The sequence below is a fragment of the Pseudomonas sp. AC242 genome (genome assembly GCF_979258655.1).
This window is the reverse complement of record NZ_OZ409873.1, coordinates 5,411,316-5,427,762: the sequence shown is the minus strand read 5'-3', so window position 1 is coordinate 5,427,762 and position 16,447 is coordinate 5,411,316. Positions and strand designations below refer to the sequence as shown.

The 16,447-nt window shown below is 60.3% G+C and carries 17 protein-coding genes; 9 read left to right on the top strand and 8 right to left on the bottom strand.

Going from position 1 to position 16,447, the window contains the following annotated elements:
- Nucleotides 1-16 precede the first annotated feature (16 nt).
- Both ACZZ0A_RS24440 and ACZZ0A_RS24435 read left to right on the top strand, forming a co-directional pair.
- Nucleotides 17-568: a disulfide bond formation protein B gene (locus ACZZ0A_RS24440; protein WP_007911116.1), complete on the top strand. Its 552-nt coding sequence runs from the start codon at nucleotides 17-19 to the stop codon at nucleotides 566-568.
- Between the two features lie 183 nt (nucleotides 569-751).
- Nucleotides 752-1,210: an Rsd/AlgQ family anti-sigma factor gene (locus ACZZ0A_RS24435; RefSeq protein ID WP_007911118.1), complete on the top strand. Its 459-nt coding sequence runs from the start codon at nucleotides 752-754 to the stop codon at nucleotides 1,208-1,210.
- 59 nt (nucleotides 1,211-1,269) lie between these two features.
- Here ACZZ0A_RS24435 and ACZZ0A_RS24430 read toward each other — a convergent pair whose 3' ends face one another.
- The gene (locus ACZZ0A_RS24430; RefSeq protein WP_007911119.1) at nucleotides 1,270-1,935 is read right to left on the bottom strand and encodes an FKBP-type peptidyl-prolyl cis-trans isomerase; all 666 of its coding nucleotides are present in this window, start codon (nucleotides 1,933-1,935) and stop codon (nucleotides 1,270-1,272) included.
- 192 nt (nucleotides 1,936-2,127) lie between these two features.
- Here ACZZ0A_RS24430 and ACZZ0A_RS24425 point away from each other — a divergent pair, with 192 nt between their 5' ends.
- The gene (locus ACZZ0A_RS24425; RefSeq protein ID WP_007911120.1) at nucleotides 2,128-3,297 is read left to right on the top strand and encodes an AlgP family protein; all 1,170 of its coding nucleotides are present in this window, start codon (nucleotides 2,128-2,130) and stop codon (nucleotides 3,295-3,297) included.
- Here ACZZ0A_RS24425 and ACZZ0A_RS24420 read toward each other — a convergent pair.
- Complete coding sequence (locus ACZZ0A_RS24420) at nucleotides 3,294-3,755, bottom strand: TIGR02444 family protein (RefSeq protein ID WP_095112851.1); 462 nt, start codon at nucleotides 3,753-3,755, stop codon at nucleotides 3,294-3,296. The genes ACZZ0A_RS24425 and ACZZ0A_RS24420 overlap by 4 nt on opposite strands.
- Before the next feature lie 50 nt (nucleotides 3,756-3,805).
- Here ACZZ0A_RS24420 and ACZZ0A_RS24415 point away from each other — a divergent pair, with 50 nt between their 5' ends.
- The 3 genes from ACZZ0A_RS24415 (at nucleotide 3,806) to rhtB (ending at nucleotide 7,082) form a co-directional block, all read left to right on the top strand.
- Complete coding sequence (locus tag ACZZ0A_RS24415) at nucleotides 3,806-5,716, top strand: ATP-binding cassette domain-containing protein (RefSeq protein ID WP_007911122.1); 1,911 nt, start codon at nucleotides 3,806-3,808, stop codon at nucleotides 5,714-5,716.
- A complete protein-coding gene (locus tag ACZZ0A_RS24410; RefSeq protein ID WP_007911123.1) occupies nucleotides 5,716-6,297 on the top strand; it encodes a mechanosensitive ion channel family protein in 582 nt (193 codons plus the stop codon). The genes ACZZ0A_RS24415 and ACZZ0A_RS24410 overlap by 1 nt, the downstream gene beginning before the upstream one ends.
- A gap of 152 nt (nucleotides 6,298-6,449) precedes the next feature.
- Complete coding sequence (rhtB, locus tag ACZZ0A_RS24405) at nucleotides 6,450-7,082, top strand: homoserine/homoserine lactone efflux protein (protein WP_007911125.1); 633 nt, start codon at nucleotides 6,450-6,452, stop codon at nucleotides 7,080-7,082.
- A gap of 116 nt (nucleotides 7,083-7,198) precedes the next feature.
- Here rhtB and ACZZ0A_RS24400 read toward each other — a convergent pair whose 3' ends face one another.
- The 5 genes from ACZZ0A_RS24400 to ACZZ0A_RS24380 form a co-directional block, all read right to left on the bottom strand.
- The gene (locus ACZZ0A_RS24400) at nucleotides 7,199-7,942 is read right to left on the bottom strand and encodes a hypothetical protein (RefSeq protein WP_007911127.1); all 744 of its coding nucleotides are present in this window, start codon (nucleotides 7,940-7,942) and stop codon (nucleotides 7,199-7,201) included.
- Nucleotides 7,943-7,945: 3 nt separating this feature from the next.
- Nucleotides 7,946-8,533, bottom strand: coding sequence for a penicillin-binding protein activator LpoB (gene lpoB / locus ACZZ0A_RS24395; RefSeq protein ID WP_007911129.1), 588 nt, complete (start codon nucleotides 8,531-8,533; stop codon nucleotides 7,946-7,948).
- Nucleotides 8,534-8,569: 36 nt separating this feature from the next.
- Nucleotides 8,570-8,944: a YcfL family putative periplasmic lipoprotein gene (locus ACZZ0A_RS24390; protein ID WP_007911131.1), complete on the bottom strand. Its 375-nt coding sequence runs from the start codon at nucleotides 8,942-8,944 to the stop codon at nucleotides 8,570-8,572.
- A 15-nt stretch (nucleotides 8,945-8,959) separates the two neighbouring features.
- Nucleotides 8,960-10,354 carry a COG3014 family protein gene (locus ACZZ0A_RS24385; RefSeq protein ID WP_007911132.1) on the bottom strand — a complete coding sequence of 465 codons (1,395 nt, stop codon included), beginning with the start codon at nucleotides 10,352-10,354 and terminating at the stop codon, nucleotides 8,960-8,962.
- A gap of 207 nt (nucleotides 10,355-10,561) precedes the next feature.
- The gene (locus tag ACZZ0A_RS24380; protein WP_007911134.1) at nucleotides 10,562-11,962 is read right to left on the bottom strand and encodes a COG3014 family protein; all 1,401 of its coding nucleotides are present in this window, start codon (nucleotides 11,960-11,962) and stop codon (nucleotides 10,562-10,564) included.
- Between the two features lie 128 nt (nucleotides 11,963-12,090).
- Between ACZZ0A_RS24380 and ACZZ0A_RS24375 the strand changes: the two genes are divergently transcribed.
- From ACZZ0A_RS24375 to ACZZ0A_RS24365, 3 genes are all read left to right on the top strand, one after another.
- A complete protein-coding gene (locus tag ACZZ0A_RS24375) occupies nucleotides 12,091-12,990 on the top strand; it encodes a LysR family transcriptional regulator (protein WP_447787433.1) in 900 nt (299 codons plus the stop codon).
- 76 nt (nucleotides 12,991-13,066) lie between these two features.
- The gene (locus ACZZ0A_RS24370; protein WP_463543834.1) at nucleotides 13,067-14,965 is read left to right on the top strand and encodes an FTR1 family protein; all 1,899 of its coding nucleotides are present in this window, start codon (nucleotides 13,067-13,069) and stop codon (nucleotides 14,963-14,965) included.
- A 134-nt stretch (nucleotides 14,966-15,099) separates the two neighbouring features.
- Nucleotides 15,100-15,555, top strand: coding sequence for a YaiI/YqxD family protein (locus ACZZ0A_RS24365; RefSeq protein ID WP_463543833.1), 456 nt, complete (start codon nucleotides 15,100-15,102; stop codon nucleotides 15,553-15,555).
- 51 nt (nucleotides 15,556-15,606) lie between these two features.
- Here ACZZ0A_RS24365 and elbB read toward each other — a convergent pair whose 3' ends face one another.
- Nucleotides 15,607-16,275 carry an isoprenoid biosynthesis glyoxalase ElbB gene (gene elbB, locus ACZZ0A_RS24360; RefSeq protein WP_007911139.1) on the bottom strand — a complete coding sequence of 223 codons (669 nt, stop codon included), beginning with the start codon at nucleotides 16,273-16,275 and terminating at the stop codon, nucleotides 15,607-15,609.
- Nucleotides 16,276-16,447: the final 172 nt, after the last annotated feature.

The window sequence follows — 16,447 nt, the reverse complement described above, 5'->3', positions numbered from 1 at the left end:
CTGTTACGGAAAAGCCATGTCGTTGGCCTGCTCACGCTCCTTGTTCTTCATGGCTTTCACTGCGGGGGCCTTTGCTCTGGGAGCTTCCTATTATCTTGAATACGCTGTCGGTCTGACGCCGTGCAGCCTGTGCCTGGTGCAGCGCCTGTTCCTTACGCTACTGTGCGTGTCCAGTGGTGTGGCAGCGGTGCACGGCCCCAAGCGTGTGGGGTTGTGGTTTTACTGGCTGTTGACCTTGGGCGCGAGCCTGGGAGGCACCACGGCGGCCTGGCGGCAGGTATTGATACAGAGCGATCCGATGCTGCAACTCCTCAATTGCACGCCTGCCCCCGATACATTGTTCAGTGGCCTGCCCTGGATCTGCGCCTTGCAAAGAATGTTCAGCGGCGGCGCCGATTGTGCGGAAATTTCCTGGACGCTGTTTGACCTGAGCATCCCGGAGTGGAGCCTGCTGTTCTTTGTCGCGGTGTCGATTCTGGCGGTGTATCAATTGTTGCGGCTGGTCTGGAGTGCTCTGCAACGCCCGCTCAGCGGCGAAGCGTCGCACTCGGTGCTGCTGCGGGATTAAACACTTGTATGAACTTTATCTCCTGCGTACCTTGAAGCCATAGGCGTGCGGGCATAATCTGGCCCGCACGTGTCATTGGATTTATGTTGCTCGATGACGCTCTGCCCGGCCGTCCCCCAAGCCAAAATCAAAAGAGGGGCGCGGGTGTAGAGCAGCATGACCCACAAGGGAAGAGAGATCGCCATGCTCGAAAGTTGTCAGAATGCTCAGGAACGTTGGGGTGGAGTTCATCTGCTGATCGACCGCTGGTTGCAGGAGCGTGAAGATCTGATCGGTGCCTACGACAAACTCGGTGCGCAGCCTGAGTCGCTGTCCGAGAGCCGCAAGCCCTTGCAGGAATTTTGCGGTGTGCTGGTTGATTACGTCTCGGCAGGGCACTTCGAAATCTACGAACAGCTGACTGGCGAAGCCAAGGCGTTTGGTGACACGCGTGGTCTGGAACTCGCCGAGACGATCTATCCGCGCATCGATGTCATCACCGAGAAGCTGCTCGCGTTCAACGACCTGTGCGATGAAGGCAAATGCGTAGCGGAGAAGTTCAAAGAGCTCGGAGGCCTGCTTCACGAGCGCTTCGAACTTGAAGACTGCCTGATTGAAGTGCTGCATACAGCACACAAGGAAGAAGATCCGGTTCAGGCCTGATCCCGAACCCTGGACAAAAAAACGGTGCGCCCGAAAGCGCACCGTTTTTTATTGCCTGCTCAACTCGTCGCGCCACGCAATTCCACTTCGAACACCAGCGGCGTGAACGGCGCGATCAGGTCGCCGGCACCGTCGGCGCCATAGGCCTGATCCGATGGAATCACCAGTCGCCATTTCGCACCCACCGGCATGTTCTGCAACGCGGTTCGCCAACCGGCAATCACGCTGTCGAGATTGAACCATTGCGGCTGCGTGTTCTGATCGAACACGGTGCCGTCGGGGAGTCGGCCGACATACAACACCTGCACTTTTCCATCGGGACCGGCCTTGGTCCCCGTGCCAGGTGTCAGCTCGGTGAGCAGGATGCCATCGGCCAGTTCCTTCACCCCCGGTTTGGCTTTTTCAGCGGTGAGAAAACGCTGCTCGTTTTCCATCGCTGCATCGCTCGAAGGCTGTACAGAGTGTTCGGCATTTTGCGCTTCATGATCGGCCAGAATCTGCTCGATACGTGCTTCGCTCAGCGCCAGCGGCTTGCCTTGATAGGCTTGCTGCAAACCATCGACCAGTGCCTGAATCTGCAGTTGCGGGACTTCCTGGCGCAGCCGTTCACCGAGGCTGGCACCGAGGCTGTAGGCCAGATCGTGAGCATCGTTCGCGGTGGCCTTTTCGTCCGCGTGAGCGGCCGAAAAAATCATCCAGAGGGATAAAAAAAAGTAGCGCGACATGGGCACTCTCCGTCCTGAGATGCGGTGGATTATGCCAGCGCGAACGTCTGCAACGGTGAACTGCTTTTGACTTCGCGCAGAACATTTTCGATTCGGTGCAACGCAACGCAATCGATACTGTCAAGATGCCCTAGCGGCGGTAACTGCAGAGGTCTAGTATGAGCCGCACTCACGTCAGCCAGGAGGTAAACCATGTCGGCCACCAAGAAGCCTGTAAACACTCCGTTGCACTTACTCCAACAACTCTCGGGCAGCCTGCTCGAGCATCTGGAAAACGCTTGCTCCCAAGCCTTGGCTGATGCTGAAAAACTGCTCGCCAAACTGGAAAAGCAACGCGGCAAGGCGCAAGAAAAACTGCACAAATCCCGCACCAAATTGCAGGACGCAGCCACTGCCGGTAAAGCCAAGGCGCAGAACAAAGCCAAGGCCGCAGTGAAAGAACTGGAAGACCTGCTCGATGCCTTGAAGGATCGTCAGTCCGACACTCGCAGCTACATTCTGCAACTCAAGCGCGACGCCCAGGAAAGCCTGAAACTGGCCCAGGGTGTTGGTCGCGTTCAAGAAGCCGTGGGCAAAGTGTTGTCCTCGCGCGCAGCCAAACCGGCAGCGGCACCGGCGAAGAAAGCAGCTGCCAAACCTGCTGCAGCAAAAGCTCCAGCGAAAACCGCAGCGGCCAAGCCTGCTGCTAAAACCGCTGCCAAGCCAGCTGCAAAAACACCGGTGAAAGCTGCTGCCAAGCCAGCTGCCAAAGCGGCCGCAAAACCTGCAGTGAAGAAACCAGCTGCGGCGAGCGCTGCAAAACCAGCGGCTAAAACCACGGCGGCAAAACCTGCTGCACGTGCTGCCGCTGCCAAGCCGGCTACCCGTGCCGCTGCTGCTAAACCAGCCGCCAAACCAGCTGCTGCAAAAGCTGCTCCAGCGAAAACCGCCGCCGCCAAACCAGCCGCTAAACCTGCTGCTGCAAAGCCAGCTGCCAAGACTGCCGCTAAACCAGCTGCCGCCAAACCTGCTGCAAAAGCACCAGCAAAAGCTGCTGCCAAACCAGCCGTGAAAGCCGCCGCCAAACCGGCAGCCAAGCCAGCCGCTAAACCGGCCGCTGCTGCCAAACCAGCGACTGCTGCCAAGCCTGTTGCTGCAAAACCAGCCGCCAAGCCAGCTGCAAAACCTGCCGTTAAAAAGCCAGCCGCTGCCAAACCAGCTGCCGCTAAACCGGCTACCGCGCCTGCCGCTAAGCCTGCCGCACCGGCAGCGTCGGCTGCGCCATCGGCACCTGCTCCAGCCGCTACTGCCTCGACTCCTTCGACTGCGCCATCGCCAGCCGCTGCGTCGAGCGTCAGCAACAACCCGACCAGCGCTTCCTAAGTGCCGGTTGCCGCGACGCGCAGCACTTGCAGCGCGTCGCGGTTCGGGCTGGCCGCACTGCCGGCCAATCCCTCCAGCCAGGTCGTCGAACCTGCATCGTTTCGCGTCCATGTCTGAGCTACACCCTCAAGCCGTGACAGCAACGCTCGCTCAGCTTCCAGCTCAAGTGATTTGATCTGCTCGCGCATGCCTTTCAGCACCGCATCATCCACGGCCCGCGTTTTCCATTGCATGCGCAGTGCTCGCAGCGGCTGCACCACTTCGATATCCCACGGTTCGGTCAGCGACTGAAGCTGGCGAACGCGTTGTTCATCGCAAATCACCCCGCGTTGCTCCAGCCATAAACCGCACAACAGCAGGCACACATTCGCGCCCGCCGTTTGCAGTTGCAGGCAGGCGTCTTCCACGCCCGGTCGGGCGTAGGTGGCAAGGGAAAAGCTCCACAGGTCAGAGGACATCGTGCTACTCGCGCCAGTTGTGAGCGAAGCTGGTAGACTCCGCCGCCATTATGATCCGACTTCAGAACCTGACTTTACAGCGTGGCCCGCAACGTCTGCTAGAAGACGCCGAGCTGACCCTGCACGCCGGCCACAAAGCCGGCCTCATCGGTGCCAACGGCGCCGGCAAATCGAGCCTGTTCGCCTTGATCCGGGGTGAGCTGCACCCGGACTCGGGTGATTGCTTCCTGCCGGCTGACTGGCGCATCGCCCATATGCGCCAGGAAATCGAGACGCTCGAGCGCCTTGCCGTCGACTATGTGCTCGATGGCGACCTGCGTCTACGCGAGGTGCAACGTGACCTAGCCGCGGCCGAAGCGGCGCACGACGGTGCCGCTCAGGCTCGTCTGCATGCCGAGCTCGACAGCGCCGACGGTTACACCGCCGATGCGCGGGCGCGAAAGCTGCTTGCCGGTCTGGGTTTCACCAACGAGCAGATGGATCGTCAGGTCGGGGATTTCTCCGGTGGCTGGCGGATGCGCCTTAACCTGGCGCAAGCGCTGATGTGCCCGTCGGACCTGTTGTTGCTCGACGAACCGACCAACCACTTGGATCTCGACGCGATCATCTGGCTCGAAGAGTGGCTGAAAAGCTACCCGGGCACCTTGCTGCTGATTTCCCACGACCGCGATTTCCTCGATGAAGTCGTCGATCACGTGGCCCATGTCGACCAGCGCAAAATCACCCTGTATCGCGGCGGCTACAGCGCATTCGAACGCGCCCGTGCCGAGCGTCTGGCCCAGCAACAACAGGCCTACGAGAAGCAGCAGGCGCAACGTGCGCACATGGAAAGCTACATCGCCCGCTTCAAGGCCCAGGCCACCAAGGCCCGTCAGGCACAGAGCCGGATCAAGGCACTGGAGCGGATGGAAGAACTGTCGGCGGCCCACGTCGATTCGCCGTTCGATTTCGTCTTCCGCGAGTCGAGCAAGATCTCCAGCCCGCTGATCGACCTGTCCGATGCGCGCTTGGGTTATGGCGACAAAACCATCCTCGAGAAGGTCAAGCTGCAACTGACCCCGGGGGCGCGGATTGGCCTGCTCGGGCCGAATGGCGCGGGTAAATCGACCCTGATCAAAAACCTCGCCGGCGAGCTGTCACCGATTGCCGGGCGCCTGACCCGTGGCGAGAACACCGTGGTCGGCTATTTCGCTCAGCATCAACTCGACTCGCTGGATTCCAAGGCCAGCCCGTTGCTGCACATGCAGCGTCTGGCGCCGACCGAGCGTGAGCAGACCCTGCGTGACTTCCTCGGCGGCTTCGACTTCCGTGGCGCGCGCATCGATGAGCCGGTGCTGAATTTCTCCGGTGGTGAAAAGGCGCGTCTGGCCCTGGCGCTAATCGCCTGGGAACGGCCGAACCTGCTGCTGCTCGACGAACCGACCAACCACCTCGACCTGGAAATGCGCCTGGCGCTGACCATGGCGCTGCAGGAATTCAGCGGCGCGGTGCTGGTGGTGTCTCACGATCGGCACTTGCTCAAGAGCACCACTGATAACTTCTACCTGGTCGCTGACGGCAAGGTCGAAGAGTTCGATGGCGACCTCGAAGACTACGCGCGCTGGCTGGTGGAATACCGCCAGCGCAACGCGCCGGTCAGTAACACTCCGGTCAATCCGGACAAGACCGACAAGAAGGCTCAGCGTCAGGCTGCAGCTGCCTTGCGTCAGCAACTGGCGCCGCACAAACGTGAAGCCGACAAGCTCGAAGCCGAACTGGGCAAGCTCCACGAGAAACTCGCCAAGGTCGATGCCAGCCTTGGCGACAGCGACATCTACGAGCCGGCGCGCAAGAACGAATTGCGTGATCTGCTGGCCGAGCAGGCCAAGCTGAAAGTTCGCGAAGCCGAACTGGAAGAGGCGTGGATGGAAGCACTTGAAACGCTGGAGAGCATGCAAGCGGAGCTGGAGGCGCTGTCCTGATGGAAGCGTTCAAGCTGCCGCTACCGGCGGAATGGGTCGAGCCGATCTGGTTTGTGGTGCAGATTCTGCTGATCCTGCTGGCCGGTTACCTCACGCAACGTTTCGTCGCCAAGGGGCTGACTCGGTTGGGCGAGCGCTATCCGTTCCCGCCGCAGTTGCTGATGCCGCTGCGTGGCGTATTGCGCTGGTTGATCATGGGCAGCGCGCTGATCTTCGTGTTGGAGCGCCTCGGTGTCTCGGCCACGGTGTTGTGGACCGCGCTGTCGGGTTTCGTTGCGGTGGCAGCGGTCGCGTTCTTTGCGATGTGGAGCGTGCTGTCGAATTTGCTCTGCGCGATTCTGATCTTCACGGTCGGACCGTTTCGGCTGGGGGATATCGTTGAGCTGGTCGACACCACCGACAAGCCGGGTGTGAAGGGGCGGGTGGTGGCGATCAATCTGCTCTACACGACGTTGATCGAGGCGGAAGAACTCGGGACTGGCAGCGCCATGGTGCAGGTGCCGAACAGTTTGTTCTTCCAGCGTTCGGTGCGGCGTTGGCGCGGAACGGATGTGTTTCCGTCGAGCGGTTTCGAGAAGTAGATTTTCCAAGCAAGAACAAAAGATCGCAGCCTGCGGCAGCTCCTACAGGGATCGCATTCTCATGTAGGAGCTGCCGAAGGCTGCGATCTTTTGCTTTTAGCCCCAAACAGCATTAGTTTTGGGACTTGTTACGGCATGAGTCGAGGTGTGCGATGGAGCTTCAAACATGGCTGGCGTTTTTTGCCGCCTGCTGGGTGATCAGTCTGTCCCCGGGTGCTGGCGCCATTGCGTCGATGTCCAGCGGTCTGCAATACGGTTTCTGGCGCGGTTACTGGAACGCCCTTGGCCTGCAAATCGGTCTGGCGGTGCAGATTGCGATTGTCGGCGCCGGTGTGGGCGCGATCCTGACCGCTTCGGCCACGGCCTTCCACGCGATCAAATGGTTCGGTGTCGCTTATCTGGTGTATCTGGCCATCAAGCAATGGCGTGCGCTGCCCATGGACATGAGCGATGACGCGGCGGTGCGGCCGATCGGCAAGCCGCTGGCGCTGGTGTTCCGTGGCTTTCTGGTGAACATCAGCAACCCCAAGGCTTTGGTGTTCATGCTCGCGGTGCTGCCGCAGTTCATCAACCCGCATGCGCCGTTGCTGATTCAGTATCTGGTGATTGGCGTGACCATGATCTGCGTCGACCTGATCGTGATGGCCGGCTACACCGGTCTGGCGTCGAAGGTGCTGCGTCTGTTGCGCACACCGCAGCAGCAGAAACGCATGAACCGCACGTTTGCCGGGCTGTTCATTGGCGCGGCGGCGTTTATGGCGACGTTGCGTAAAGCGGCGGCGTAAACCTCGCCAGCACAAAAAAAGGCGACCTTTGCGGGTCGCCTTTTTTTGTGGCTGGGACGCAGAGCGTCCCGGGATGCATTCCCACGTCGAGCATGGGGACGATCAGGCGCCAGTCATCAGCGCAAGATCACCGGCGCAGTATCACGCGGCAGATTGTTGCGCTGTGGCGCCTCGCGCGGCTGCTCGTAACCGCCGCCACCGAGCTGCATGCTCAGTTGCCCGGCTACGTCCTCACCCAGCGCCTTCGACACGTCACGCACCACCCGTGGGCGGTTCAGCGAGATCTTGATGTCGCGATGGTTCACCAGTTTGGTGTCCTGCGCTTCACCCATCGCCGTGAAGGCCGAGGTGATCTCGAAGGTCTTGGTATTGATCAGGCTGAAGTCCGCCACCAGCGTCAGGCCCAGCACCGCCGAATAGCTGTCGGTGTTCGCCAGCTCGTTGATGTCCTGAGTGAAGTCGATATCGGACACGGTGCCGAACAGCACGTAGTCGGCGCCCTTGAAGTTACCGGCCTTGATGCGCTTGATCACATCAAAGACATCACCCTTGGACGACGCGGTGTACGGCGTGCCTTGCACCAGCTGGAACATACCGGTGCGCAGGATTTCACCCTTGATGTCGCCGGTGAATTTACGCAGCTCGGTCTGTTCGATGTAGCTGGTCGTTGCTTCAATCTCGTTGTAGCTCGAAGAGCCACTGGAGCTGTAGTAACCCTCGCGGTGATTGCTCTGGGCCGAAACGATGTGGATGTATTGCTCCACACGTTCCTGATACGCCAGATCCGTCACCGCGACTTTCGGGGCCGCTTGCACGCTGAACGCGCAAGCCAGGGCCATCATGCCAATCCATGCGCGCATCAATTAACGCTCCGTGGTTTTGCGGATCTCTTTTTCGTCCATCCACTCGGCCAGACCGCTTTCAACGTCGATCAGTTGCAGGCTGAATTTGTAGAAGACGTCCTTGTAGTCGCTGCTGCGCTTGACGATCGAGCTGATCGAACCTTCGATGCGGTACTTGGCGGCAACCATGTTGCCAGTCTTGGCCACGGTGCTCTTCTTGTACAGGCCGCTCTGGTTTTGCAGCTTGAGCTGGTCAACCTGGCTCTGCATCGCGTTGTTGTCACTGGCAAAGCGCGCTACGCCGGTTTTCATCAGTTGAGTCTTGATGCTGGTGGTGATTTCGCGAGTGTCGATGTACTCGCTGGTCTTGTTCTTCACGTCGTAGACCTGAACCACCGGACGGCCCTGCAGAATGCCGGACTGAGCCAGCGAGCGGGTCATCGACTCGGCGATCATTTGCAGGTCGGTCGAACCGAATTCGTTGGTCACGGTTTCAACCGCTTTGGTGTCGCCGTAGCTGATGTTCTTGCTGCCCAGGGTCGGCGAAGTGTTGGCGCAACCGGAGGCCAGCAGGGCGATAACGGCGATGCAGGAAAAGCGTACAAACATGGGAATGCTCTCTAAATCAGAAATAGGGTGTCAGGCTTACGGCGTCTTGATTTCCAGACGGAAGTCCACGGCTTTCGGGGTCGGGGCAATCCCCTGAATGAAGCTGGTCTGGGCGCCGTACATCATTTGGCTTTTCCACACTTCTTCTTCGGCGATCGGGAAACCTTCCGCGCCGAGCCAGGCGAAGCGGTAGTAGAAAATCTTGTTGCTGTTGAGGGTGTTGCTCAACTGCACATTGACCGTCATGAAGCCGTTTTCGCGAGCGACGCGCATGGCGCCGACGACGATGTGTTTCTGCGGACCCATGGCCACGACTTTGCTCGCGGCGCTGCCCGGCTCTGGCGGTGGCGGGGTGGCGCAACCGCTCGCCAGCAAGGCGAGGGCGGCGACGGCGATGAGTTTGAAACGCATGCAAAGACTCCGTTCTTAAGGTTGTTTGAGGCTGGCGACGTTGGTTGCCCCGGCGCTCGGGATCACGTGAGCGGCGAGACCGCCGGCGAACACCTGGTTGCCCACAGCGCGCAGGCTGATCACTTGGTAACGCTGATCGACAGTCACCTTGACCACCGAACCGCCGACGGCGCTCGGCAGGGTAACCTGATGCTCACCCTTTTTCAGTCGCAGACGCACCACTTGGGTGTTGTCCGGCAGGGTACGCCACGTACGGGTATCGGCACCTTCGAGCACAGCTGAAGAGATACCGACGGCCAGACCGGCCAGGGGGTTGGTTTCGTTGATCTTCTTCTGCGCCACGCCTTTGGTGATCGCCCGCACGGTGGTGCGCAGAATGATCCCCGGCATGTCGTCACGCAGAGCGCGGCGGGACATGGCGGTGGTGCTGTTGAGCGCGGTCAGATCGACCTGCTGACCGTCGACGCCGATTTGCGCGAAAGTCGCCGTGGAGGTGTCAGGCTTGATGATCGGGAACGACAGCGGCGTGATCACCACATTGTTGGAGATCGGCAATGGCAGCGGAACGCGGATCGAGTCGCGGGCTGGGGCCAGACCGCTTTGCACCACGATCAGAATGTCGCTGTCGTCGGATTTGCTCGGCTTGTCGAGATTGACCAGCGCCTGCTCCAGCAGCGGCGTGTTCGGGCGCAGTTCGGCAGCCTTGCGGTAGCCCGGTGCAGCCAGGCCTTTCTCGCCCAGGGCTTCATAGACGAAACCGGACAGGTAATGGCTGAACGCACTCTGGTAGCTGTTTTTCAGGCCAACCACTTCCGGCGCGTCGAGACTGGCGACCGGGTAGCCTTGCAGGTCCTTGTACTGCGTCTTGATGCCTTCTTTTTCGGCTTCTTCCTCGCTCTTGAGGTATTCCTTGTCACGCAGCTCGGCGATCACTGCTTCACGTTCGTGAGTTTTCTTGATCGCAGTACGTGCGCCGTCGAAATCGTTGACTGCCAGCAGGTTCAGGGCCATCTGCGTGGTCAACATGACTTTTTCGTAGTCATAGCCTTCGTAGCGACGCACTTTGTCGTTGACCAGGAAACTGCCGAACTGGGCCAGGTACTTGTCGGTGTCGAGCTTGACCGAGTCTTCCCACTTGCCAACCACCTGGTCGGCGCTGGTCCAGGCATTCTGGCTGCCGGAGAGGTCGCCCTTGGCGCGCAGCAACTCACCTTTCTCGAAGTAATAGAGCAGGTCTTTATCAGGGCCGGTGTTGTTCTTTTCCAGCAGAGTCAGCGCGGCGTCGACGTTGCCGGTGGCCAGTTGCTGATTGGTCTGTGCCAATTCAGAGTCGTAATTGCGAAACGCCGAACAGCCGGACAGCAGAGTGACGGCGCTGAGCGCGATCAGAGTGGGGGCGCGGAATGCCATGGGGGTACTTCTTCCCTGGAGTAATACAGCCGCGGATGCTGGTCGGGCTGGTGTGACCCATCGACAGTGGCACTGGCCTCCTGCCAATTCCTCATAACCTGAGGAGCTTTAATGCCGTTTCGCAATAGCGAGGGCGCGGCATTATAAGCGGGTGGTAGTGGCTATGTAATAGCTTTTTAATTGCACTGGTTAGTTAGATGCCATTACTTATTTCAGGTTGGATACCACGCTGCTTGCCGGTGCCCCGCTGGACTGGAAGGCGCTGCCATTGGCAAACACGTGCTCACCCAAGGCGCGCAGGCCGATAACCTGGCGATTCTGGTCGATGCGGATTTTCATTGGAGCAGCGCCGGGCGCGTTGGGCAGGCTGATCAGGTGATCACCCTTTTTCAGGCGCAGACGCACGACTTGGGTGAGGTTGGGCAAGGTGCGCCAGGTGCGGGTGTCGGCCTGCTCGAAACCGTCCCAGTGAGTGACATAGGAGGCTTTGCTCGGGTCGCGTCGGTTGTCCGTGGCTTGAACGTCAGCCGCCAGAAAGGCCCGATAGGTCGTACGCTGGATAATGCCCGGCATGTCGTCACGCAGGGTGCGCAAGGACATGTCGGTAATGCTGTTGACGGCGATCAGCTTTTTCTGACGACCGTCGATGCTCACTTGATTGAATGAAGGTGTGGATGTGTCTGGCACCATCACGGGAAACGATACATTGGCGACGATGACTTGCCCGTCCGCCAACTTCACCGGATAGGGCACGCGCACGGAACTGCGGGCCGGTGCCAGGCCGCTCTGCACGATGATCAGTACATCGCTTTCGTCTGCCTTCAGTCCAGGGTTGTCGAGGTCGCGCAATGCCTGCTGGAAAAACGCCATGTCCGGGCGCAGTTCGATCGCCTGACGATAGCCGGGCGCTGCCAGATCTTTCTCGCCGAGCGCTTCGTAGGTAAAACCGGCGAGATAGTGACTGAACGCGCTCTGATAGCCGTTCTTCAAGGCGATGACGGCGGATGATTCCAGCATGACCACTGGGTAGCCTTGCAGGTCCTTGTAATGGACGCGGGCGCCGCTGGCCTTGGCCGCCTCTTCGACACGCTCGTATTCCAGTTCTCGCTGCCGGGCGATCAGTGCTTCACGCTCGTGGGTTTTCTTGATGTCGGCGCGGGCACCGTCAAAGTCATTCAGGGCCAGTTGGTTGAGGGCCATTTGCGTGGTCAGCATGACTTTTTCGTAGTCGTAGCCATCGTAGCGGCGCAGCTTGTCATTGATGATGCTGCCCCACTGATTGCCCATGGCGGCGAGCAATTTGTCGCCAGTGGTTTCAATGGTGTCCTGGCGCTGTATGACCATTTGCTCGGCGCTACGCCAGGCAATCTGGCTCTGCGGGAATTCACCGCCAGCGCTTAGCACCGCACCCTTCTCGAAGTAATAGAGCAAATCCTTTTCTTCGCCCGGGTTGTGTGCCTCGATCAAGGCCAGTGAACCGCCGATATTGCCGGCCTTGAGCTGTTGCGTGGTCTGTTGCAGTTCCAGGTCGTAATCACGGTAAGCGGCGCAACCACTGAGTTGCACAAGGGTGGCGATCAGCAGGGACGGCAACAAACAGTGGCGCATGAGCGGGTTCTTCCTTGAACGGAGAGGGCGAAATGATGGCGCATTATAGGGGCGCTTTGCAGCTGCCGGGGTGGTATGGATTGCGCTAGGCTTGCCCGCTCACCGATCAATTGAGTTGCGGTACTTCAATGAATCAACTGCTGGCCATGCGTGCGTTCCGTTGCATCGTCGAGTGTCGCGGTTTCAGTGCTGCGGCGGAACGGCTCGAGACTACGCACTCGACCATCTCCCGGCAGTTGCAGCAACTGGAAGCCGAACTGGGCACGCGTCTGATCAATCGCAACACCCGGCGTTTCAGCCTGACCACGGCGGGGCAGCAGTATTACCTCGCCTGCGTGGATATTCTCGATCGCCTTGATCAGGCCGCTGTGGCGGTCGGTCAGGCCCAGGAGAAACCCAGTGGTGTCTTGCGCATCAGTGCGCCCGTGGTCATCGGTACGCTGGAACTGGCGAAGTGGCTGCCAGGGTTTCAACAGCGTTATCCCGAGATTGAAGTCGATCTGTCCTGCGATGACCGTTTTGTCGATCTGATCGCCGAAGGCCTCGATGTCGCGTTGCGCATCTGCGGGCCGCTTGAAGATTCGTCTCTGGTGGCGCGGTTGCTCACGGTTTCGCCGATGCTGCTGGTCGCGTCACCGGCCTATATCGCACGGCACGGATTGGTACGGCAGGTGCGGGAACTGGCCGGGCATCAGTTGCTGGCGTTTGCCGGTGGCAGTGACTGGACGCTGACCGATGCGCGCGGAGTTGCCACGCAGATCCGTGCGCATGGGCGCTTCAAGGCCGACTCGATCAGCTCGCTGCACGCCGCTGCGTTGGCCGGTGTGGGCATTGCCGCGTTCACCCGTGCGACGGTGCAGGATGACTTGTTGAGCGGACGGTTGGTGCAGATGCTGCCCAACTGCGGCCTGGGTCAACGGCACTATTACGCGCTGTATCCCCATGCCCGGCATGTGGCGCTCAAGGTCAAAGTGTTCGTTGAGTTCATGGCCGAACACTACCGTAGCGGCAGTCCGGCGTTAGGCTAAATTGCCGACAAAGCTTGAGGGAAACGCGTTCGAAGTGAACAATATGTAACTTCGCATTTCCATTTGAGAATTCTTCATGACTGCCGCGTCCCGTTTCCTGGCCTGGCTGGTGTTCCCGTTGTTTGCCCTGAGCAGCTTCAATCTGCTGGCTGATACCGTGGAAGGCGCACCGCAAGCGCTGCATTTGCTCGATTACATCAGCGCCGACTACCCGCCGACGGTAGCGGCGGGCAAGGTTGTCGATGATTCCGAATACCGCGAGCAACTGGAGTTCACGCGGGCGCTGCAAGGCTTGATCGCCGGCATGCCGGCCAAGCCTGAAAAGGCTGCGCTGGAGCAGGGCGTTGAAGCCTTGCACGCGGCGATCACCGCGAAACAGGACGGCGCCGAAGTGGCCCGACAGGCGCGGCAACTGGGCGCGCAACTGGCGGTGGCGTATGAAGTCAGCCAGGCACCGATCATCACCCCCGATCCCACCCGTGGTGCGCCGCTCTATGCGCAGAATTGCTCGGTGTGCCACGGCGACAGTGGCGCCGGTGACGGCCCGGCGGGGCTCGGCATGACCCCGGCACCGGCCAATCTGCGTGATGCGGCGCGGTTGGATCACCTGAGCTTGTACGCGATCTACAACACCCTTGGCCAAGGCGTCGAAGGCACCGACATGCCGGCGTTTGCCGATCAGCTTGATGATCGCCAGCGTTGGGATCTGGCGACTTACATCGCCGGCTTCAGCGCCGATCCGGCGGCGGCCAAAGCCGAGAAGACTTACAACATCGCCGATCTGGCGCGCCAGACCCCGGCTGAGGTACAGGCCGCCGACGGCGCGCAAGCCGCAGCGACGTTCCGTGCACAACGTGCACAGCCGCCGCAGGTCAAGCGCGGCCCGGCGCAGTTGCTCGACTACACCGCCGCAACGCTGGACAAGAGCCTTGCCGCGTATCGCGCCGGCGAACACGATCAGGCATACGACCTGTCGGTCGCGGCCTATCTGGAAGGCTTCGAACTGGTCGAGAGCTCGCTGGATAACGTCGACGCCAATGTGCGCAAGGACACAGAAAAATCGCTGATGGCTTACCGGCAATCGTTGCAGGACGGTTTGCCGGTCGAGCAGGCCGAGCAGCGTCTGGAGGCCGCAAAGGCCAAGCTCAAGGAATCCGCCAGGTTGCTCGGCAGCGACGGCCTGAGCTGGTCGCTGAGCTACATTTCCGGCCTGCTGATTCTGCTGCGCGAAGGTCTGGAAGCGATTCTGGTGCTGGCGGCGATTCTTGCGTTCCTGCGCAACACCGGCCAGCAGTCAGCGGTGCGCAGTGTCAACGTCGGTTGGGGCCTGGCGCTGCTGGCCGGCCTCGGCACCTGGGCGTTGGCGGCGTATGTGATCGACGTCAGCGGCTCGCAGCGTGAACTGCTCGAAGGCGCCACGGCGCTGTTTGCCAGTGTCATGGTCTTGTGGCTCGGTGTGTGGATGCATGACCGCCGGCATGCAGCGGCCTGGCAGGATTACATCAAGAGCAGTCTGGTCGGTGGTGGCGGGCGTTTCGGCTTCGCGATTCTGGCGTTCTTCTCGGTGTATCGCGAGCTGTTCGAAGTGATCCTGTTCTACGAAACCCTGTGGCTGCAGGCCGGCCCGGCCGGGCATGACGCGGTCCTCGCCGGTGGCGCGACGGCATTGGTGCTGCTGGTGGGGCTGGCGTGGGTAATCCTGCGCGGTTCGGCGAAACTGCCGTTGACGCTGTTCTTCAGCATCAACGCCGCGTTGCTCTGCGCGTTGTCGGTGGTGTTTGCCGGGCATGGCGTGAAGGCGTTGCAGGAAGCCGGAATCTTTGGCACGCGGCCGGTGGCGTTCTTTGAATTCGACTGGCTGGGGATTCATGCCGATGCCTATTCGCTGACGGCGCAGGCGGTGGCGATTCTGGCGATTGTGGTGTTGTATGGGCGCAGTTGGATGGCGGAAAAGCGGCGGGTTTCGGCTGCTTGATTGAGTGCTCCCTTAAAAGATCGCAGCCTTCGGCAGCTCCTACATGGGCGTAGCATGTCGCAATATTGCGGCGCGACGCGCACTCTGTAGGAGTTGCCGAAGGCTGCGATCTTTTGCTTTTAGAGGTAAAGAAAATGCGTGTATGGATCGATGCCGACGCCTGCCCACGGGCGGCGAAGGATCTGGTGGTGAAGTTCGCCCTCAAGCGCCAGTTCGAAGTGGTGCTGGTGGCCGGGCAGCCGCAGATCAAGCCGGGGCTGGCCATCGTCAAACTGATCGTGGTGCCGAGCGGCCCGGATGCGGCAGACGATTATCTGGTCGAGCACGCGGTACCGGGGGAGCTGGTGATTTGCAGCGATATTCCATTGGCCGATCGTTTGGTGAAGAAGGGCGTGGCGGCGCTGGATCCACGCGGCAAGGAGTTCGATGCGCAGAACATGGGCGAGCGCCTGGCCGTGCGCAATCTGTTCACTGATCTGCGCGAACAAGGCCAGATGAGCGGCGGACCGGCGCCGTTTGGCGATCGCGAGAAACAGGCGTTTGCCAATGCGCTGGACCGGATCATGACCCGACTGACGCGCAAACCCTGAGCCTTATGACGATCATTCCCACGCAGAGCGTGGGAACGATCATACGGGGAATCAGGCGTCGTTTTCGTGGGTCAGTTCGAGGACGCGATCCACCAGCTTGTTGATTCCGGATGCCGCCTCACTGATGTTCTGCGCCAGCATGTAAGCCGGGGTCGTCACCAGTTTGCGCGCCTTGTCTTCGATGATTTCCGTCACCGCGCAGTCTTCATGAGTGGCACCCATCTTGTTCATCGCCGTGGCGGTGTCGGCGTCGTTGCCGATGGTGCAGGTCACGCCCGGGCCATAGATCTTCGCCGCCAATGCCGGGGAAATGCACATCAGGCCCACCGGTTTGCCTGCTTCGGCGAATGCTTCGGCCAAGGCCAGCACTTGCGGCTGCACGGTGCAGCCCGCGCCTTCAACGGCAAAGTTCGAAAGGTTCTTCGCCGCACCAAACCCTCCCGGCACGATCAGCGCATCGAAGTCGTCGACATCGGCGTCGCGGATGTCCTTGATGTTGCCGCGGGCAATGCGCGCCGATTCCACCAGGACGTTGCGCGACTCGGGCATTTCTTCGCCGGTCAGGTGATTTATCACATGCAATTGCGCGATGTTCGGGGCGAAGCACTGTACCTGCGCGCCACGTTGGTCGAGGCGCAGCAGGGTGATGACGCTTTCATGGATTTCGGCGCCGTCGTACACGCCACTGCCGGACAGGATCACTGCAACTTTTTTGCTCATGGGTTTCTCTCCAGATTCATGGCGCTAAATGTCCACTAAATTATCGCGCGTTGCCATAGGCTCAAGTGGTGGCGGCACCTGCATGGAACGCTTTCTACATGGATCGCAACAACGGCGGGGTGTTCATTATTTGCGGTTGCCTGCTGCGAAAACGAGCGGGAGATTTTTCGCG